Source organism: Streptomyces sp. NPDC032198, assembly GCF_040636975.1.
Classification (GTDB): Bacteria; Actinomycetota; Actinomycetes; order Streptomycetales; family Streptomycetaceae; genus Streptomyces.
In genome coordinates, this window is sequence record NZ_JBEZVL010000009.1 from 419,257 (window position 1) to 436,302 (window position 17,046).

Annotated in this window: 13 protein-coding genes and 1 pseudogene; 7 read left to right on the forward strand and 7 right to left on the reverse strand. The window is 71.3% G+C overall.

All coding sequences use genetic code 11. The features are described from left to right. The first annotated feature begins 219 nt into the window (after positions 1-219). Entirely contained in the window at positions 220-819 is a 600-nt protein-coding gene (locus AB0E78_RS25700; protein ID WP_361836728.1) for a GNAT family N-acetyltransferase, read from the forward strand. A 68-nt stretch (positions 820-887) separates the two neighbouring features. Continuing rightward, positions 888-2,075, forward strand: a complete 1,188-nt coding sequence (locus tag AB0E78_RS25705) for a crosslink repair DNA glycosylase YcaQ family protein (RefSeq protein ID WP_361836730.1) — start codon at positions 888-890, stop codon at positions 2,073-2,075. On the opposite strand, the gene AB0E78_RS25710 is transcribed toward AB0E78_RS25705, so the two are convergent. From AB0E78_RS25710 to mtnA, 7 genes are all read right to left on the reverse strand, one after another. Next, positions 2,068-2,811, reverse strand: a complete 744-nt coding sequence (locus tag AB0E78_RS25710; RefSeq protein WP_361836732.1) for a response regulator transcription factor — start codon at positions 2,809-2,811, stop codon at positions 2,068-2,070. The genes AB0E78_RS25705 and AB0E78_RS25710 overlap by 8 nt on opposite strands. Positions 2,812-3,009: 198 nt before the next feature. Then, the gene (gene raiA / locus AB0E78_RS25715) at positions 3,010-3,759 is read right to left on the reverse strand and encodes a ribosome-associated translation inhibitor RaiA (RefSeq protein ID WP_361836735.1); all 750 of its coding nucleotides are present in this window, start codon (positions 3,757-3,759) and stop codon (positions 3,010-3,012) included. A gap of 258 nt (positions 3,760-4,017) precedes the next feature. Then, positions 4,018-4,803, reverse strand: a complete 786-nt coding sequence (locus AB0E78_RS25720) for a phosphoribosyltransferase family protein (RefSeq protein WP_361836738.1) — start codon at positions 4,801-4,803, stop codon at positions 4,018-4,020. 102 nt (positions 4,804-4,905) lie between these two features. Further along, positions 4,906-6,663, reverse strand: coding sequence for an LpqB family beta-propeller domain-containing protein (locus AB0E78_RS25725; RefSeq protein WP_361836824.1), 1,758 nt, complete (start codon positions 6,661-6,663; stop codon positions 4,906-4,908). 85 nt (positions 6,664-6,748) lie between these two features. Continuing rightward, positions 6,749-8,893, reverse strand: a complete 2,145-nt coding sequence (gene mtrB, locus AB0E78_RS25730; protein WP_361836740.1) for an MtrAB system histidine kinase MtrB — start codon at positions 8,891-8,893, stop codon at positions 6,749-6,751. 1 nt (position 8,894) lies between these two features. Then, the gene (gene mtrA / locus AB0E78_RS25735; protein ID WP_361836743.1) at positions 8,895-9,584 is read right to left on the reverse strand and encodes a two-component system response regulator MtrA; all 690 of its coding nucleotides are present in this window, start codon (positions 9,582-9,584) and stop codon (positions 8,895-8,897) included. A 4-nt stretch (positions 9,585-9,588) separates the two neighbouring features. Then, positions 9,589-10,806, reverse strand: coding sequence for an S-methyl-5-thioribose-1-phosphate isomerase (gene mtnA / locus AB0E78_RS25740; protein WP_361836745.1), 1,218 nt, complete (start codon positions 10,804-10,806; stop codon positions 9,589-9,591). A 140-nt stretch (positions 10,807-10,946) separates the two neighbouring features. Between mtnA and AB0E78_RS25745 the strand changes: the two genes are divergently transcribed. The 5 genes and pseudogenes from AB0E78_RS25745 to AB0E78_RS25765 all read left to right on the forward strand — a co-directional run bounded on the left by AB0E78_RS25745 (position 10,947) and on the right by AB0E78_RS25765 (position 16,893). Beyond that, a complete protein-coding gene (locus tag AB0E78_RS25745) occupies positions 10,947-12,290 on the forward strand; it encodes a glycerophosphoryl diester phosphodiesterase membrane domain-containing protein (protein ID WP_361836747.1) in 1,344 nt (447 codons plus the stop codon). Positions 12,291-12,354: 64 nt separating this feature from the next. After that, positions 12,355-13,014, forward strand: a complete 660-nt coding sequence (locus tag AB0E78_RS25750; RefSeq protein ID WP_361836826.1) for a DUF4129 domain-containing protein — start codon at positions 12,355-12,357, stop codon at positions 13,012-13,014. Between the two features lie 419 nt (positions 13,015-13,433). After that, positions 13,434-14,603 (forward strand): annotated as a pseudogene (locus tag AB0E78_RS25755) (DUF4350 domain-containing protein); the annotation flags it as partial. Then, on the forward strand, positions 14,603-15,583 hold the full coding sequence (locus AB0E78_RS25760; protein ID WP_361836750.1) for a MoxR family ATPase: 981 nt from the start codon (positions 14,603-14,605) through the stop codon (positions 15,581-15,583). The pseudogene AB0E78_RS25755 and the gene AB0E78_RS25760, both read left to right, overlap by 1 nt. Further along, entirely contained in the window at positions 15,583-16,893 is a 1,311-nt protein-coding gene (locus tag AB0E78_RS25765; protein WP_361836753.1) for a DUF58 domain-containing protein, read from the forward strand. Before AB0E78_RS25760 ends, AB0E78_RS25765 begins: the two co-directional genes overlap by 1 nt. Positions 16,894-17,046 lie beyond the last annotated feature (153 nt).

The window sequence follows — 17,046 nt, forward strand, 5'->3', positions numbered from 1 at the left end:
GTTGGTCTCCTTGCCGGTCGGGCCTGGCATGGTCGGTTTACTCATAGGGCAACGGCCATCGTAAGCGAGGAGCGGGCCGCGCCGGGAGGTCTGCCGATACGTCAACGGGCGGGGGGCCTGGAAGGTGCCGGGTTGTGCCGATCAGCGCTCGGCGAAATACGGGGGAATGCTCGGCGAAAAACACTGGCCCGCCGAGCCCGGCCCCCGCAGAATCACCGGATGGAGCCCGTCACTCTCACCACCGAACGCCTGGTCCTGCGCGCTTTCACGCCCGCCGACATCGACGAGACGTACGAAGCCTGCCAGGACGCCGACACCCAGCGCTGGACCACGATCCCCTCGCCCTACGCGCGCACGGACGCGGAGGGCTTCGTCACGCGCATGGTGCCGGACGGCTGGCGCCACGACACGGAGTACACCTTTGCCGTACGTCCCCGGGGTGGCGGCCCCCTGATCGCCGCCGCCAGCCTCCACCACCCGCGCTCGGGCGCCTGGGAGGTCGGCTTCTGGACGGCGAAGGAGCACCGGGGCAGCGGCTATATGACGGAGATCGTCCTCACCCTGGCCAGGTGGGCCTTCACCGACCTGGGCTGCAACCGCCTTGAGTGGCGCGCCGAGGTCGGCAACACCGCATCGCGCGCGGTGGCGGAGAAGGCGGGCTTCACCTTCGAGGGCACCCTGCGCGGCGCCCTCCTGAACAAGGCCACGCTGCGTGACTGCTGGGTGGGCGCCCTGCTGCCCGGCGACATCGGCCTGTCGTCGATCCAGCCGTATCTGCCCGCGAGGGACGCCCAGGCAGGCCGCGACGCCAAGGGCTGAGGTCCGCCGTCCGCCCCGGCCGGAGGGATCCGGCGGCATTGTCAGTGCCGCCCCCTATCGTTTCCGGCATGACGAGCCTGCCGCGCCCCGCCATCGACCTGTCCGCCGACGAGGCCCGCCGCATCGCGCTCCGCGCCCAGGGATTCCTGGGCGCGCCGGACCGCAGGTCCGGTGTGCGGGGCGTGCTGCGGCATCTCGGCGCGGTCCAGCTCGACACGATCTCGGTCCTCGCCCGCTCCCACGAGCTCATTCCGTACGCCCGTCTCGGCGCCGTAGGCCGCGACAGGATCGAGGCGGCGTACTGGGACGGGGCGTCCGGCACCGGCCCCGCCCGGCCGCACGCCTTCGAGTACTGGTCGCACGCCGCGTGCATCCTGCCCATCGAGGAGTGGCCGCACTTCGCCTTCCGCCGCCGCGCCTACCGCACCCGCCCGCACTGGCACCACGACCTGCCGGACGGTGCGTACGACACGGTCATCAAGCAGCTCACCGCCGAAGGCCCCCTCACCGCGACGGAGTTGGGCGGCGCGAAGAACAAGGGCGAGTGGTGGGACTGGTCGGACGCGAAGGTCGCCGTCGAGCGGGCGCTGATGTACGGCGAGGTGGTCTGCACCGAGCGGCGCAGCTGGAAGCGGGTGTACGACCTCGCTGAGCGCGCGATCCCCAAGACGCTGCTCCATGACGACCTGGACGACGGGGAGTGCCTGCGCCGTCTGGTCCGCCTGGCGGGCCAGGCCCTGGGCGTCGGCACGCGCGCGGACATCGCGGACTATCACCGCCTCAAGGGCGAGCAGTTCGACGCGGTGGTCGCGGACTCGGGCCTGGTCCCGGTGACGGTGGAGGGCTGGGACAAGCCCGCCTGGGCCGACCCCGCGGCGCTGGCGACGGCCCCGCGCGGCCGCCACCGCACGACGCTCCTCTCGCCCTTCGACTCCCTGATCTGGGAGCGGGCCCGCACGGAGCGGATCTTCGGCTTCACCCACCGCCTGGAGGCGTACGTCCCCAAGCCGAAGCGGATCCACGGCTATTTCGCGATGCCGGTCCTGGCCGGAGGCCGGCTGGTCGGCCGCGTGGACCCCGCCCGCGACGGCAGCACGCTGGTCGCCAAGCAGGTGTCACTGGACGGCCCCAGGTCCGTGCCCGCGGTGGCCCAGGCCCTGCGTGAAGCGGCGACGTGGGTGAACTGCGATTCCGTACGGGTGGAGCGCGTGGACCGTCCCGAACTGACCGCCGAGCTGGTCCGCGCCCTCACCTGATCTCGAGGATCTTCTCCCGCATCGCGTAGACGACCGCCTCCATCCTGGAGTGCAGCTGCAGCTTCTCCAGGATGTTGCGCACGTGGTTCTTCACGGTGTTCTCGGAGATGAACAGTTCCTTCGCGATGTCGCGGTTGTTCATGCCCGTGGCGACGAGCTTCAGCACCTCGAGCTCGCGGTCGGTCAGCCGCGGCGCGGGCACCAGTCTGCGCTCGTCGGTGCGCTGGATCATCGACTTGAACTCGGTCAGCAGTTTCGACGCCATGGACGGGCTGATCTGCGACTGCCCGTCGGCCACCGCCCGAATCGCCGTCGCCACCTCGTCCGTGGAGATCTCCTTGAGGAGATAGCCCGTGGCGCCCGCCTTGATCGCGTCGTAGAGGTCGGCCTCCTCGTCGCTGATCGTCAGCATGATGATCTTCGCGCTCGGCGCGACCTCCTTGATGGAGGTGCACGCCTCGATGCCGCCGCGCTTGGGCATGCGTACGTCCATCAGGACGATGTCCGGCAGCAGGTCGGCTGCCTTGTCCACCGCCTCGGCGCCGTCGCCCGCCTCCCCGACCACCTGGATGTCCTCCTCGGCCGCGAGGACGATCTCCAGGCCCCGGCGGAAGAGCGCGTGGTCATCCACCACAAGGACCCGGATGGGCTCCTTGCGTGGTGCGCCCATGTCCGTGCCGATGCCGATGCCGTCGTCGTCATCGGCATCCCGCATCGGTCCGAAGCTGTCCGCCATCGTTCCCTCCCCCTGAAGGCCATGGCCCTTTGTGCGTCCGCTGCCGCCAACCGGAGGCAGCAGCACACCGGTTGGCCGGCTCCGCCCATGATTTCATGCCCGGGCCGCCGCGCGGTGCCCGCAGGGGTCGCATGATGATGCCCCTGGGGGCGCACACGCGCTCCAGGGGCACCATCTCGGACCTCCGCCGACCAGGGGTCAGCCGCCGAGCGCACCGCCACCGCCGGCGGACTCGGCCCGCGCGACCATGGGGTCGGTGTTGAGGCGGATGACGCCGTAGTCATAGGCGTGGCGCCGGTAGACGACACTCGGTTCCTTCGACTCCGAGTCGACGAACAAGTAGAAGTCGTGCCCGACGAGTTCCATCTCGTAGAGCGCCTGGTCGAGCGTCATCGGGGCTGCCACGTGGCTCTTCTCGCGGACCACGAGGGGGCCTTCGCCCTGGATCTCCAGTGAGCCGATCCGCTTGACGGGCACGCCGTCCGGCTCTTCCTCCCGCACGAGCGAGCCGTCCCCGTTGAGAGTGGCCGCGTCCGGCACCCGCTCGGCCACCTCGGCGGCGGAGAGCCTGCCGGTGCCGCGCCGGTTGTGGCGCTTCTCGTGCTGCTTGCGCAGCCGTGCGTCGAGCTTGGCGGTGGCCAGGTCGAGCGCCGCGTACGGATCGGTCGCCGATGCCTCCGCGCGAATCACGGGTCCCCGTCCGCGGAGTGTGATCTCCACGCGGTCGGAACGGTCGGCCTGCCGCGGGTTGGCTTCCTTGGACACCTCGACGTCGAGGCTGATCACCTTGCCGTCGAGCTTCTGGATCTTCTCCAGGTTCAGCTTCTCGGCCACGTGCTTGCGGAACCGCTCGGGCACCTCGGTCTTGCGGCCCTTGACGACGATGTCCACGCAGAACTCCGTTCCCGGATCGCTCCGCTTCGGCGGCGGAGCATCTCCCTTTTGCACCAGGCCCCGGTGACTCCCGGAGCCTCGGACTCGGTGACTTCCACCTCCTCCTCCCCCGCGAACAAGATCTCCACCCCGACCGGCCCGGGTGATTGCGAAAAACCCGGCGACCGGCATTCCGATATGCGAGGGTCGGCGTCCGCCATTCCTCACAACCGAACATATCTCGCCCGGACGGATGTCGTCACCCTCTACCGCCGCATACCTCCATTCAGGTGCATTGACCCTCTCACTACCTGCAACGATGCAAGTTCCCAGTCAGTTCCGGTTTATTCCGAAAGAATCCGGTGAGGAGGCGACAACAGCTGCGGAGATCGTGTTCTCGCAGGTAATTTCACGGGCTGTTACCAAAGGGGTCGGCCCTTTACTTTCCGTGCGTACGTCACGTATTGCGCGCGCCGCCTCCGCCAAAGTCGCGCCCGTGGTCATCAGGTCGTCCACGATCACGACCCGCCCACCGGCGATGAGCCGCCCGCCACCCGCGGTCACCTCCAGGGCGCCCCGCAGATTCGCCTGCCGCTGACGGGAGTTGAGCCCCGCCTGGTCGGCCACGGCACGCCGATGACGCAGCACGCCGAGCACCCGGGCCCGCATCCCGCCCCGCCGCAGCTCACCCGCAGCGGCCAGCGCGATCCGCCGTACGGGATCGTGCCCCCGCGCCCGGACGGCCCCGCGAGCCGACGGCACGGGCACCAGCAGTACCGGAGCGTCACCACCACCCCGATCAGCACTGTCCGGCAACCCGGCACTCTCCCGCAGCGCGGCACGCACCGCCCCGGCCAGCCCCGCGCCCAGCGGCACCACGAGCCCCAGAGCGCCCCGCTCCTTGTGCGCGAGCAGCACCGACCGCACCGAGTTCCCGTACGGAGCCGCCGCATGCACCACCGGCAGCCCCGGCGGCCGGGGATCAGGGCTCACCCGGCACGGCGCGGCCCCGCACAGGGCCTCGCGGCACTGGGCGCAGAGCGCCGCACGAGGCCTGCCACAGCCTCCGCACTCGGCCGGCAGCACCAGATCGGTGAGGTCCTGCCACCACCCCGGCATGCCCACCACTGTGCCAAGCCGCGAGCGGCCCTGCCACCCCTGTGGACAACCGCCTGTGGACAACTCCGCGGCACAGCTGGAGGCGTTGCTCCAGGGACGACGTCACCCCGGATAGACCGGAGCCGTCCCCTCCTTGACCACCGTCTGCCACTGCGCACCCGTCGGCAGCTGCACGATCCCGTCGTCCGAGTGCGCCACCAGCGGCAGCCTCTCGTCCTCGGACGCCGCGATCTCCTTGACGCCGGTGAGGCCGGGCAGCGTCGCACCGGCGGGCACCGAACCGTCGCTCTGGACGTACCGCATCTGCTGCACGCCACCGGACTCGCGCCCGACCACCACGAGGCGGCTGCCGCCCGCCCACGACATGGCGGTGACCTCCTCCATCTGCGGTGCCGCCTGGCGCAGTCCGTCCACGGAGATCTGCGGCTGCTCACCCTTGGCGCCCGTCCGCTCGACACGGCCGATCTGCAGGGTCGTCTTGCCGTCCTTCTTCACGAGCAGCGCGATCCGCACCCCGTCGGCCGACACCCGCACCGCCTCGATCCGTCCGTCGAGGTTCGCGATCTTGACCGGCAGCGGCTCTCCCGCGCCCTGCGCGAGCCAGAGCAGCCGCGGCCGCTTCAGGTCACGGTCGGCCACCCACAGGTCGCCGCGGCCGTCCCAGCTCGGCGTCGAGAGACCGTCCTTCTCCGACTTGGCCTTGCTGCGTACCTCCGGCTTGCCGAGCGACCCCTCGGAGACCAGCGACCCCATGTACAGCGAGCGCCCGTCGAGCGACACCCCGGCCGCCCGCTCCTCGTCCCGCGACACGGCGGCCGAACGCAGCGGCTGCCCGCCACTGCCCAACTGCCCCTGCACGGGCTGCGGATCGTCCTTGCCGCCGGCGCCGGCACGCATCCGCACGAGGCGCCGCTTGTCGTCGATGAGGTACTGGTAGTCGGGGTGCTCCGCGGTGCGGCGCGAGGCGACGGCCTCGGCCCGGTCCTTGCTCAGGACGCACAGCTGCGAGCCGTTGCGGCGCTGCAGCTCCACCTCCTCGACGCCGGACGACGTCAGGTCCTGGAGCGTGAAGAGCAGTTGCGCGGCCATCTCCGTGCACCGCTCCTGCCCTATGGCATCGGCCTTCCCGTTCAGCGGCACCGTCAGCTTGCCCTGGTCGTCGGGGGCCAGCGTCCTGGTGTCCGCCTTGAGCCGCGTACCCGTCGGGAAGCGCGTGCCCACGACCTGCTTGAGCCAGGTGGTGGGCCCGTCGAGCACCGCCTTGACGGTCTCCGTCACGGGGTCTATTCGCTGGCGTATGTAGACGGGGTCGGCGACGAGCCCTTCCTGGCCGCCACCGGTCGAACCGGAGGAACGCGTCGCGAAGTAGTACTTGTTGACGGACCAGTAGATGCGCTGGAAGTCGGACTGTCCGAGCACGACCCCCTGCGGCACCCCGTCGATCCGCCACTCCTTGCCGTTGGGGCCGGCCTGCTGGGTGAGGTGGACGACCTGGTTGTACGCGGCGTTGTCGAGCTGGTAGGCGTGCTCCTTGTCCACGGTGGCGACCTTGCGGCCGGTCAGCGGGAACGAACGGCCGGTATCACCGCCGTCCCCGACACTGCCCGTACCCGTGCTCGGCCCGCTCTCGAGGACCGTGGTCTGCGCCTCGGGGTTCCAGCCCTTGGAGGCTTCCTTGGTCAGATACTTGCGCGCCATCGCGAACTCGGGATCGTCACTGGTCAGCGCCTCGAGAAAGCCCTGGACGATCTCCTCGGGGCCCGCGTCGTCACCCGGCGGCATCGCGTAGACCCGGACCTGCGACTGCGAGTCGGGCCGCTGGGAGGCGTCGACCGCCTTCAGGTTCCCGCTGTCGGGCATCGAGGCACACCCCGCGAGCAGCACCCCGCAGGAACCGAACAGCACACCGGCCCGCAGTGGACGCCGACGGGCGCGGCGATCGTGGTCAGCGCCCACGAGAGGCCTCCCCTTCCCTGGCGGGATCCGTTTCCCTGGCGGGATCCGTTTCCGTCCCGTTCGCGCGATCCGTGTCCGTCGCGGCGTCCGCCGCCCGTTCATCGGAGCTCCGGTCCGCCCGGGGGCCGTCGGGCTCCTCCTGGCGCGGCATGTCGTCGTCCAGCGGCCGGCGCGGCACGACCCGCGAACCGCTGCCCGGCAACGCGGTGGGGTCCGCCGTCGTGGCCGCCTGGGCGAGCCGCGGCGCGATCGGCGCCCGGGCCGGGACGGGCGGCGGCACCCGTTCCGACACCGTGGGCTGCGCGGGCACCGTGGCGAGCTTGTTCGCGCCGCCGAGCGGCAGACCCGCGTCGTTCAGGCCGCGGTGGCGCCGCGAGTCGTCGGGCTCCAGCGGTATCGGCGATCCCCGCAGCGCCTCGTCCGCCGTGCGCGGCAGTGTCAGACGGAACTGCGAGCCGCCGCCCGGCTCGCCCCACGCCTGCAGCCAGCCGCCGTGCAGCCGTGCGTCTTCCAGTGCGATGGAGAGCCCGAGGCCCGTACCCCCGGTGGTACGCGCGCGTGCCGGGTCGGCCCGCCAGAAGCGGCTGAACACGCGGGTCGCCTCGCCGGGCTTGAGCCCCACTCCGTAGTCCCGCACCGCGACGGCGACCGCACCGCCCGCCACCGCGAGCCGCACCACGACGTCCTGGCCCTCGCCGTGCTCCACGGCGTTGACCACGAGGTTGCGCAGGACCCGCTCCACACGGCGTGCGTCGGCCTCCGCGACCACGGGCTGCTGGTCCCCGACGATCCGGATGTGCGTCCCCTTGCGGTCCGCGAGCGGCTCCGCGCCGCCCACGACCCGTCGTACGACCTCACGCAGGTCTATCGGCTCGGCCTCCAGGGCCGCCGCGCCCGCGTCGAACCGGCTGATCTCCAGGAGATCCGCGAGCAGCGTCTCGAACCGGTCCAGCTGGTCGGCGAGCAGCTCGGCCGACCGCGCGGTGACCGGATCGAAGTCCACGCGCGCGTCGTGGATGACATCGGCCGCCATCCGTACGGTCGTCAGCGGCGTACGCAGCTCGTGCGAGACGTCCGAGACGAACCGCCGCTGCATCCGCGAGAGCTCCTCCAGCTGCTGGATCTTGAGCTGGAGGTTCTGCGCCATCTTGTTGAAGGCCTCGCCGAGCCGCGCGATGTCGTCCTCTCCCGTGACCTTCATACGTTCCTGAAGGCGCCCGGCGGACAGCCGCTCGGCGATGCCCGCGGCCATCCGTACCGGCGTGACGACCTGGCGGACCACCAGCCAGGCGATGGCACCGAGCAGCACCACGACGAACAGACCCGCGGTGGCGAGCGTCGTCCTGACGACGCCGAGGGACTCCTCCTCCTGCGTCAGCGGGAAGAGGTAGTACAGCTGGTAGGGATCGCCGTTCAGGTCGTTCAGACGCTTGCCTATGACGAGGCCGGGCTGTGCGTCACGGCCGTCGTTGAAGACGATGCGCGTATTGCTCTGATACGCCCTGGTGCCCTTGTCGACGCTGTCGCGCAGCGACTCGGGCACGCTCTGGATCGGGTCCACGCCCCCGGAGGCACGCGGCCCGCGCACGCTGGCACCGCCCGGCGTGGACGTGGGACTCAGCGTCACCACGTTGAACGCGCTCTGACCACCGCTGGAGAGCTGCTCCACCAGGTCCGACATCCACATGGCAGTGGGCGGTGTGGTCCCTCCGTCGGTCGTGCCGCTGTCCTGCCCGGAGCGCGGCCGCGCGGAGTTCGCCTCGTCCTGGGCCGCCCGGAATCCACCGTCGGCCTGGCTCTGCGAGGCCTTCACCTTGGCCTTGAGCAGGCCGTTGTTCACGGAACTCATGACGGCGAAGCCGAGCATCAGCACGACGCCGAGCGACATGAGCAGCGTCGTGACGACGACCTTCAGCTGGATGTTGCGCCGCCACAACCGCACGGCGGGCAGCAGCGGACGCCGCACCCAGCGCACGAAGAGCCGCAGGACGGGGCTGCCCTGCACCCCGTCCTGCAACAGCAGACCACCGTCGAGCAGCCGCCCGAACGTGGTGCTGCGCCGTCCTCCAGTCCGCCCCGGGCGTCCGCCCGGAGCCGGAGCCCCGGGCGGTGCGGGGGAACTGTCCCGGGACATGTCAGCTCGGTCCGGCCTTGTAACCGACACCACGGACGGTCACCACGATCTCCGGGCGCTCGGGGTCCTTCTCGACCTTCGAGCGCAGCCGCTGGACGTGCACGTTCACCAGACGGGTGTCGGCCGCGTGGCGGTAGCCCCAGACCTGCTCCAGGAGCACCTCACGCGTGAACACCTGCCACGGCTTGCGGGCCAGCGCGACCAGGAGGTCGAACTCCAGCGGGGTCAGCGCGATCGACTGGCCCTCCCGCTTCACGGAGTGCCCCGCCACGTCGATGACCAGGTCACCGATGGTCAGCTGCTCCGGCGCGGGCTCCTCGGACCTCCGCAGCCGCGCCCTGATGCGGGCCACGAGCTCCTTCGGCTTGAAGGGCTTCACGATGTAGTCATCGGCGCCCGACTCCAGGCCGACCACCACGTCCACCGTGTCGCTCTTGGCCGTGAGCATGACGATCGGCACCCCGGACTCCGCCCTGATCAGGCGGCACACCTCGATGCCATCACGGCCCGGCAACATCAAATCCAGCAGTACAAGATCCGGCTTTGCCTCCCTGAAAGCGGCCAGCGCCTTGTCGCCATCAGCTACGAACGACGGCTCAAAACCTTCACCACGCAGCACAATCCCGAGCATCTCGGCCAGTGCGGTGTCGTCGTCGACGACAAGGACTCGTCCCTTCATGCCTGACATCATCCCATTAGCTCATCGTTACCTGGCGTGACCTGGCACACAGCTCGTCCAGGCCCCCTGCTGTCACGGGCGACACGACGCCTTCCTCGGTGACGATCGCCGTCACCAGCTCCGGTGGTGTCACGTCGAACGCGGGGTTGTACGCCTGGGTCCCCAGAGGTGCCACCGCGATCCCGCCTCCTGCTTCAAGCCCGGCCATCAGCACATAGGGTGCCGTGACCTCCGTCACTTCATGACTCGCCCGCTGCTCCACCTCGATGGACGCTCCGTCCGGGGTGTCCGGGTCCACGGTCGTGACCGGCGCCACCACGATGAACGGCACGTGGTGGTAGCGGGCCAGCACCGCGAGCGGATAGCTCCCCACCTTGTTGGCCACCGAACCGTCGGCCGCGATGCGGTCCGCGCCGATCAGCACGGCGTCCACCTCACCCGCCGCGAACAGCGACCCCGCCGCATTGTCCGTAAGCAAGGTGTACGCCATTCCGGCCCGCGCCGCCTCATACGCGGTCAGCCTCGAACCCTGCAGCAAGGGACGCGTCTCGTCCACCCACAGCCTGCGAAGACGTCCCTGCCGGTGCGCCGCCAGGGCCACCGCGAACGCCGTGCCCTCACCGCCGGAGACCAGCGCCCCCGTGTTGCAGTGCGTGAGGATCCGGTGGCCGCCGCCGGGCAGCATCTCGTCGAGCAGCGCCAGACCGTGCGCCGCCATCTTCCCGCTGGCCTCGGCGTCCTCCCGGTGCAGCTCCCGCGCCGCCGCAAGCGCCGCGGCGCCCGCCCGCTCCTGGTCGGCACCGCCCGCCAGCGCCGCGCGGTAGGCCGTCAGGGCCCTGCGTACGCCGTACCCGAGGTTGACCGCGGTGGGCCTGGCCCCCACGAGCGCGCCCGCCGCCTCCTCCACGTCGAAGCCGCGTATGGCGGCCAGCGCGACCCCGTACGCACCGGCGATGCCGAGCAGTGGCGCACCGCGCACCGCCAGCGTGCGGATCGCCTGCACCAGGGCAGGCGCGTCCGTGCACACCAGCTCGGTCTCCTCGCCGGGCAGCCTGGTCTGGTCGAGGAGGACCAGTACGGGGCCCTCCGGCGGCTCGGCCCAGCGGATCACGGAAATCACCGGAGGCGCCGCTTTCCCTGCGTTCCTGCCCTCGTTCTTGCCCTCGTTCAGTGAGCTCGTCGGGGTGTCGGTCGGCCGTATGTCCTCGCCTGATTGCGCGTACTGATCAGCCATCCGCCCAGTCTGCCCCTTACCTGACGGACAATTGAAGGTGTGCAGCCCATACGCCGCCCGGTCACCGCACGGGTGTGCCGTGGCACGATGGCTGGCAACCTGCCGCCGCGACCGCGGACGGGCACCGTGAAGGAGCGACGATGAACGACACTCCGGGCTGGGCTTCGCCCGGATCTGCCCCCTCCGACGACGGCCAGGACTCCGGCAAGCGCGAACCCGCCGAGCCCTCCGAGCCCTCTGAGCCCCCCGCGGCCGCCGGCCGGCCCGACGGTCCGGCCTCGAAGTGGTCCAAGGAGCAGCCGCCGCCCGCCCAGTGGTCCGCCCCCAGCCCGTCGGCACCCGGTCAGACCCCGCCTCCGCCGCCTCCGCCCGGCGGTGGCTGGGGCGGCGGACGCCCCGGCGGCCCCGGTCCCGGTGGACCCGGCAGGCCGGGCGGACCCGGCGGGCCGGGTGGCTACCCCGGCTGGGGCGCCTGGCAGGGCCCGCCGCCCGCCGCCAAGCCCGGTGTCATCCCGCTGCGGCCCCTCGGCGTCGGCGAGATCCTGGACGGCGCGGTCTCCACGATGCGTACGCACTGGCGCACGGTGCTCGGCATCTCCCTCGCCGTGGCCGTGTTCACGGAGATCATCGTCATCCTGCTGCAGGGACTCGTCCTCGACGACAGCGCCTCCACGGACGCCCTGGACGACCCGAGCGCGACCGTCGGCGAACTGACCCGCGCCCTGGGCGACACCCTGCTGAGCTCCGGCGTGCTCCTGCTGATCACCCTGCTCGGCACGATCGTCGCCACCGCCCTGCTCACGATGGTCACCAGCCGCGCGGTGCTCGGTAAGTCGGTCACCACGGCCGAGGCCTGGCAGGACGCCAGGCCTCGGCTGCCGAAGCTGATCGGCCTGACGCTGCTGCTGCCGCTCATCGGTATGGCGATCGTCGCCGCGGGCACCCTGCCCGGCGTACTGATCGCGGTGGCCGGCGCGTCCGACGCGGGCATCAGCCTCGCCGTCCTCGGCGGCTTCGCGGCCGGTGTCGTCGCCATCTGGCTGCTGGTCCGCTTCTCGCTCTCCTCGCCCGCCCTCATGCTGGAGAAGCAGGGCGTGAAGAAGTCGATGACCCGCTCGGTGAAGCTGGTCCGCGGCTCCTGGTGGCGGGTGTTCGGCATCCAGCTGCTCGCCGCGGTCATCGCCAACGTAGTGGCGTCGATCATCGTCATCCCCTTCACCCTCATCGCGGGCGCGCTCAGCGGCGACGGCGTCACCGGCTTCCTCGACAGCGGCTCCGGCGACCTCGGCTGGACCTTCCTGATCGTCAGCGGCATCGGCTCGATCATCGGCTCCATGCTGACGTTCCCGATCACCGCCGGCGTCACGGTCCTCCTCTACATCGACCAGCGGATCCGCCGCGAGGCCCTCGACCTCGAACTGGCGCGCGCGGCAGGCCTCCAGGGCGACAACGGCTCCAACGCCCCCGGCACCCCCGGGAGCTGATGCGGTGACGGGGTCAGTGCTGCACGGCTCAGGGCCGCTCGCACAACTCACGCGACTCGCACAACTGACACGACACACCGGCAGCGACGACGACCCGCCGGTGACGATTCCGCGCGACCCCGCACGGGAGGCGGCCGAGCGCGAACTATCCAAGCCGCCGTACCACGAGAACGACCCCGGCCTCCTGCAGCGTGCCCTGGACGGCTTCTGGGACTGGGTCGACGGACTGTTCACCGCCGCCTCGGGGGCGACCCCGGGCGGCACCCTCGGCCTCCTGGTCATCGTCATCGCGGTCCTTGCCCTCGCCGCGGCCCTCTGGTGGCGCCTGGGCACCCCGCACCGCGCCCCCACCTCGTCGGCCCCCGCCCTCTTCGACGACCGCCCGCGCACCGCGGCGGAACACCGCGCCGCCGCCGAGGCACACGCCGCCCAGGGCCACTGGAACCAAGCCGTCCAGGAACGCATGCGGGCGATGGTCCGCGCCCTGGAGGAACGCGCCCTCCTGGACCCCCGCCCCGGCCGCACAGCGGACGAAGCTGCGGCGGAGGCCTCCCTCCCCTTCCCGGCCCACGCCTCCGAACTCCACGCGGCGGCCCAGGCGTTCGACGCCATCACGTACGGCGCCCGCACCGCCACACAACCGATGTACGACCGCCTGACCACCCTGGACACCTCCCTGACCCAAACAAGACCAACCCTGAGCCCCCAGGGAGCCCCGAGTTGACGGCCCCCCAGGACCCCTACAGGGCCGAGAACATCGCCGACCCCGACGCCAGCACCAGGGCGACCGACGACAAGAGCGAGACCACCCCCCGCACAGTCGACAGGGCAACCGAGAACGAACACGAGACCGACCCCAGCCCCACCGAGAACACACACCGGCCCGAACCCAACGTCGGCACCACCAGCAGAACAGCCAAAGCCGACAACAACACCCTGGCCAGCGGCAGCGGCAGCGGCAGCGGCAGCGGCAACGGCAACGGCAACGGCAGCGGCAGCGGCAACAGCAACAGCAACAGCAACGGCAGCGGCAACAGCAACAGCAACGGCAGCGGCAACGGCAACGGCAACGGCAACAGCAACGACGGCACCGGCACCAACGGCTCCCCCTCCCCGTCCCCCGCCCCAAGGTCCCCCGCTCCCACCTCCTCAGCCCCCACCCCCCGCCAGCTCTGGACCAAGACCCGCGGCATCCTCCTCGCCCTGGTCGTCCTCCTGGCCACCGCCATCGCCCTCGCGGCCGTCCGCTCCAGCGGCCAGCACGGTCGTCTCGACCCGCGCTCGGCCGACACCTACGGCAGCCGCGCGGTCGCCGAACTCCTCGCCGACCGCGGCGTATCCACCCGCGTGGTCACCACCTCCGAAGAGGCCAGGGCAGCGGCAGGACCGGACACCACGCTCCTGGTGACCACCCCCGACCGGCTCACCGAGCGCCAGCAGTCACGCCTCCGCGAAGCCACCAAGAGCTCCCGAGGCCGCACCGTGCTCCTCGCCCCCGGCACCCCCTCGGTCAGCACCCTCGCGCCCGGCGTCACCGCGGACGCCACCCCCAGCCTCGACTCGACGCTCTCCCCCCGCTGCTCCCTGCCCGCCGCCGAACGCGCGGGCTCAGCGGACGTGGGCGGCCTCCGCTACGACACCCTCGCCCCGAACGCCGAAGCCTGCTACCTCAGCGACGGCCTCCCCAGCCTGCTGCAGCTCCCGGCCGCCGACGGGCCCGGCGACACCGTCGTACTCGGCGCCCCCGACATCCTCTTCAACGACCGCCTCGACGAGCAGGGCAACGCCTCACTGGCCCTGCAACTCCTCGGCTCCCGCCCCCACTTGGTCTGGTACCTCCCCTCACTCTCCGACGACGCGGCGACCGACGACAACGCCGACCGCGGCTTCTTCGACCTCATCCCCGCCGGCTGGCGATGGGGCACCCTGCAACTCGCCATCGCCGCCGCACTCGCCGCCCTGTGGCGCGCCCGCCGCCTCGGCCCGCTGGTCCCCGAACGCCTCCCCGTGGCCATCCGTGCCTCCGAGACCGTCGAAGGCCGCGCCCGCCTCTACCGCAAGGCGAACGCCCGCGACCGCGCCGCCGCAGCACTCCGCTCGGCCACCCGCACCCGCATCGCCCCCCTCATCGGCGTCTCCCCCGCCCAGGCGCACGCGCCCGAGACCCTGCTCCCCGCCCTGTCCGCCAGGCTCCGCACCCCCGGCCAGGACCTGCACCCCCTCCTCTTCGGCCCACCCCCGGCCAACGACGCAGCCCTCATCACCCTCACCGACCAACTCGACGCCCTCGAAAGAGAGGTACGTACTTCATGATGGACCCGACCACTGACAACGCCGGGAGCTCCGGCAGCGCCCGCTCCTCCCTGGAGTCCCTGCGCACCGAGATCTCCAAGGCCGTGGTCGGCCAGGACCCCGCGGTGACGGGCCTCGTCGTGGCCCTCCTCTGCCGCGGCCACGTCCTCCTCGAAGGCGTCCCCGGAGTGGCGAAGACCCTGCTCGTCCGCGCCCTCGCCGCATCCCTCGAACTCGACACCAAGCGCGTCCAGTTCACCCCCGACCTGATGCCGAGCGACGTCACCGGCTCCCTCGTCTACGACGCCCGCTCCACCGAGTTCTCGTTCCAGCCCGGCCCGGTCTTCACCAACCTCCTCCTCGCCGACGAGATCAACCGCACCCCTCCCAAAACCCAGTCCTCCCTCCTCGAAGCGATGGAGGAACGCCAGGTCACGGTCGACGGCACCCCGCGCCCGCTCCCCGAGCCCTTCCTCGTCGCGGCCACCCAGAACCCGGTCGAGTACGAGGGCACGTACCCCCTCCCCGAAGCCCAGCTGGACCGTTTCCTCCTCAAGCTCACCGTTCCCCTCCCCTCCCGCCAGGACGAGATCAACGTCCTCACGCGCCATGCGGAAGGCTTCAACCCGCGCGACCTGCACGCCGCCGGCATCCGCCCCGTGGCAGGCCCCGCCGAGCTGGAAGCCGCCCGCGCCGCCGTCGCCAAGACATCCGTCTCCCCCGAGATCACCGCGTACGTGGTCGACATCTGCCGTGCCACGCGCGAATCCCCGTCCCTCACCCTCGGCGTCTCCCCCCGAGGCGCGACCGCGCTCCTCTCGACGGCCCGCGCCTGGGCCTGGCTGACGGGCCGCGACTACGTCATCCCCGACGACGTGAAGGCCCTCGCCCTCCCCACCCTCCGCCACCGCGTCCAACTCCGCCCGGAGGCCGAGATGGAGGGCGTGACAGCGGACTCCGTGATCAACGCGATCCTCGCCCACGTCCCGGTCCCCCGCTGATGGCCCTCACCGGCCGCACAGCGCTCCTTGCGGCCCTGGGCAGCCTCCCCGTGGGCATCTGGGACCCCAGCTGGACAGGCATCCTCGCGGTGAACGCCCCGCTGGCCCTGGCCTGCGCCTGCGACTTCGCCCTGGCCGCCCCCGTACGCCGCCTCGGCCTGACCCGCGCAGGCGACACCTCCGTACGCCTCGGAGAATCCGCCGACGTCGAGCTGACCGTCACCAACCCCTCCGGCCGCCCCCTGCGCGCCCAACTCCGCGACGCCTGGCCCCCCAGCAGCTGGCAGCCCGGCACCGAAGTCGAATCCTCCCGGCACCGGCTGACGATCCCTCCGGGCGAGCGCCGCCGCCTCACCACCCGCCTGCGCCCCACCCGCCGAGGCGACCACCAGGCCGACCGCATCACCATCCGCTCGTACGGCCCCCTCGGCCTCCTCACCTGCCAGGGCAGCCACAAGGTCCCGTGGACGCTCCGGGTCCTGCCCCCCTTCACCAGCCGGAAGCACCTCCCGTCCAAGCTGGCCCGCCTCCGCGAACTCGACGGCCGCACCAGCGTCCTGACCCGCGGTCAGGGCACGGAATTCGACAGTCTCCGCGACTACGTCCCCGGCGACGACACCCGCTCCATCGACTGGCGCGCCACCGCCCGCCGGTCCACGGTCGCCCTCCGCACCTGGCGCCCCGAACGCGACCGCCACATCCTGCTGGTCCTCGACACGGGCCGCACCTCGGCGGGCCGCGTCGGCGACGCCCCGCGCCTCGACGCGTCGATGGACGCGGCCCTGCTCCTCGCGGCCCTGGCCTCCCGAGCGGGAGACCGAGTGGACCTCCTCGCCTATGACCGCCGCGTACGCGCCCTGGTTCAGGGCAGGGCAGCAGGCGACGTACTCCCCTCAGTCGTCAACGCCCTGGCCACGCTGGAACCGGAGCTCGTCGAAACGGACGCCAGAGGCCTGACCTCAACAGCTCTCCGCACCGCGACCCGCAGCTCGCTGATAGTGCTGCTGACCAGCCTGGACACAGCCCCCATCGAGGAAGGCCTGCTCCCGGTACTCTCCCGGCTCACCCAACGCCACACAGTCCTCCTGGCATCGGTGGCCGACCCTCACATAGAGGAAATGTCCAAGGCCCGCGGAACAACAGAAGCCGTGTACGACGCTGCTGCCGCCGCCCAGGCCCACGCGGAACGCCACCGCACGGCAGAACAACTCATGCGCCACGGAGTCACCGTCGTGGACGCCACCCCCACCGACTTGGCCCCCGCCTTGGCAGACGCATATCTGTCCCTAAAGGCAGCCGGCCGCCTCTGACTGGAGAGACTGGACAGAGAAATAGAAAAAGGCCCTTCGACGGCTTCGAAGGGCCTGGAACGCAGAAAACCCCCGCACCCAGAGGGTGCGGGGGTTTCCCGTTAATAATAGTTCGGCGGCGTCCTACTCTCCCACAGGGTCCCCCCTGCAGTA

Coding starts and splice junctions, on each gene's coding strand:
- AB0E78_RS25700 (WP_361836728.1), top strand. CDS start 220: ATGGAGCCCGTCACTCTCACCACCGAACGCCTGGTCCTGCGCGCTTTC.
- AB0E78_RS25705 (WP_361836730.1), top strand. CDS start 888: ATGACGAGCCTGCCGCGCCCCGCCATCGACCTGTCCGCCGACGAGGCC.
- AB0E78_RS25710 (WP_361836732.1), bottom strand. CDS start 2,811: ATGGCGGACAGCTTCGGACCGATGCGGGATGCCGATGACGACGACGGC.
- AB0E78_RS25720 (WP_361836738.1), bottom strand. CDS start 4,803: ATGCCGGGGTGGTGGCAGGACCTCACCGATCTGGTGCTGCCGGCCGAG.
- AB0E78_RS25725 (WP_361836824.1), bottom strand. CDS start 6,663: ATGCCCGACAGCGGGAACCTGAAGGCGGTCGACGCCTCCCAGCGGCCC.
- mtrB (WP_361836740.1), bottom strand. CDS start 8,893: ATGTCCCGGGACAGTTCCCCCGCACCGCCCGGGGCTCCGGCTCCGGGC.
- mtrA (WP_361836743.1), bottom strand. CDS start 9,584: ATGATGTCAGGCATGAAGGGACGAGTCCTTGTCGTCGACGACGACACC.
- mtnA (WP_361836745.1), bottom strand. CDS start 10,806: ATGGCTGATCAGTACGCGCAATCAGGCGAGGACATACGGCCGACCGAC.
- AB0E78_RS25745 (WP_361836747.1), top strand. CDS start 10,947: ATGAACGACACTCCGGGCTGGGCTTCGCCCGGATCTGCCCCCTCCGAC.
- AB0E78_RS25760 (WP_361836750.1), top strand. CDS start 14,603: ATGGACCCGACCACTGACAACGCCGGGAGCTCCGGCAGCGCCCGCTCC.
- AB0E78_RS25765 (WP_361836753.1), top strand. CDS start 15,583: ATGGCCCTCACCGGCCGCACAGCGCTCCTTGCGGCCCTGGGCAGCCTC.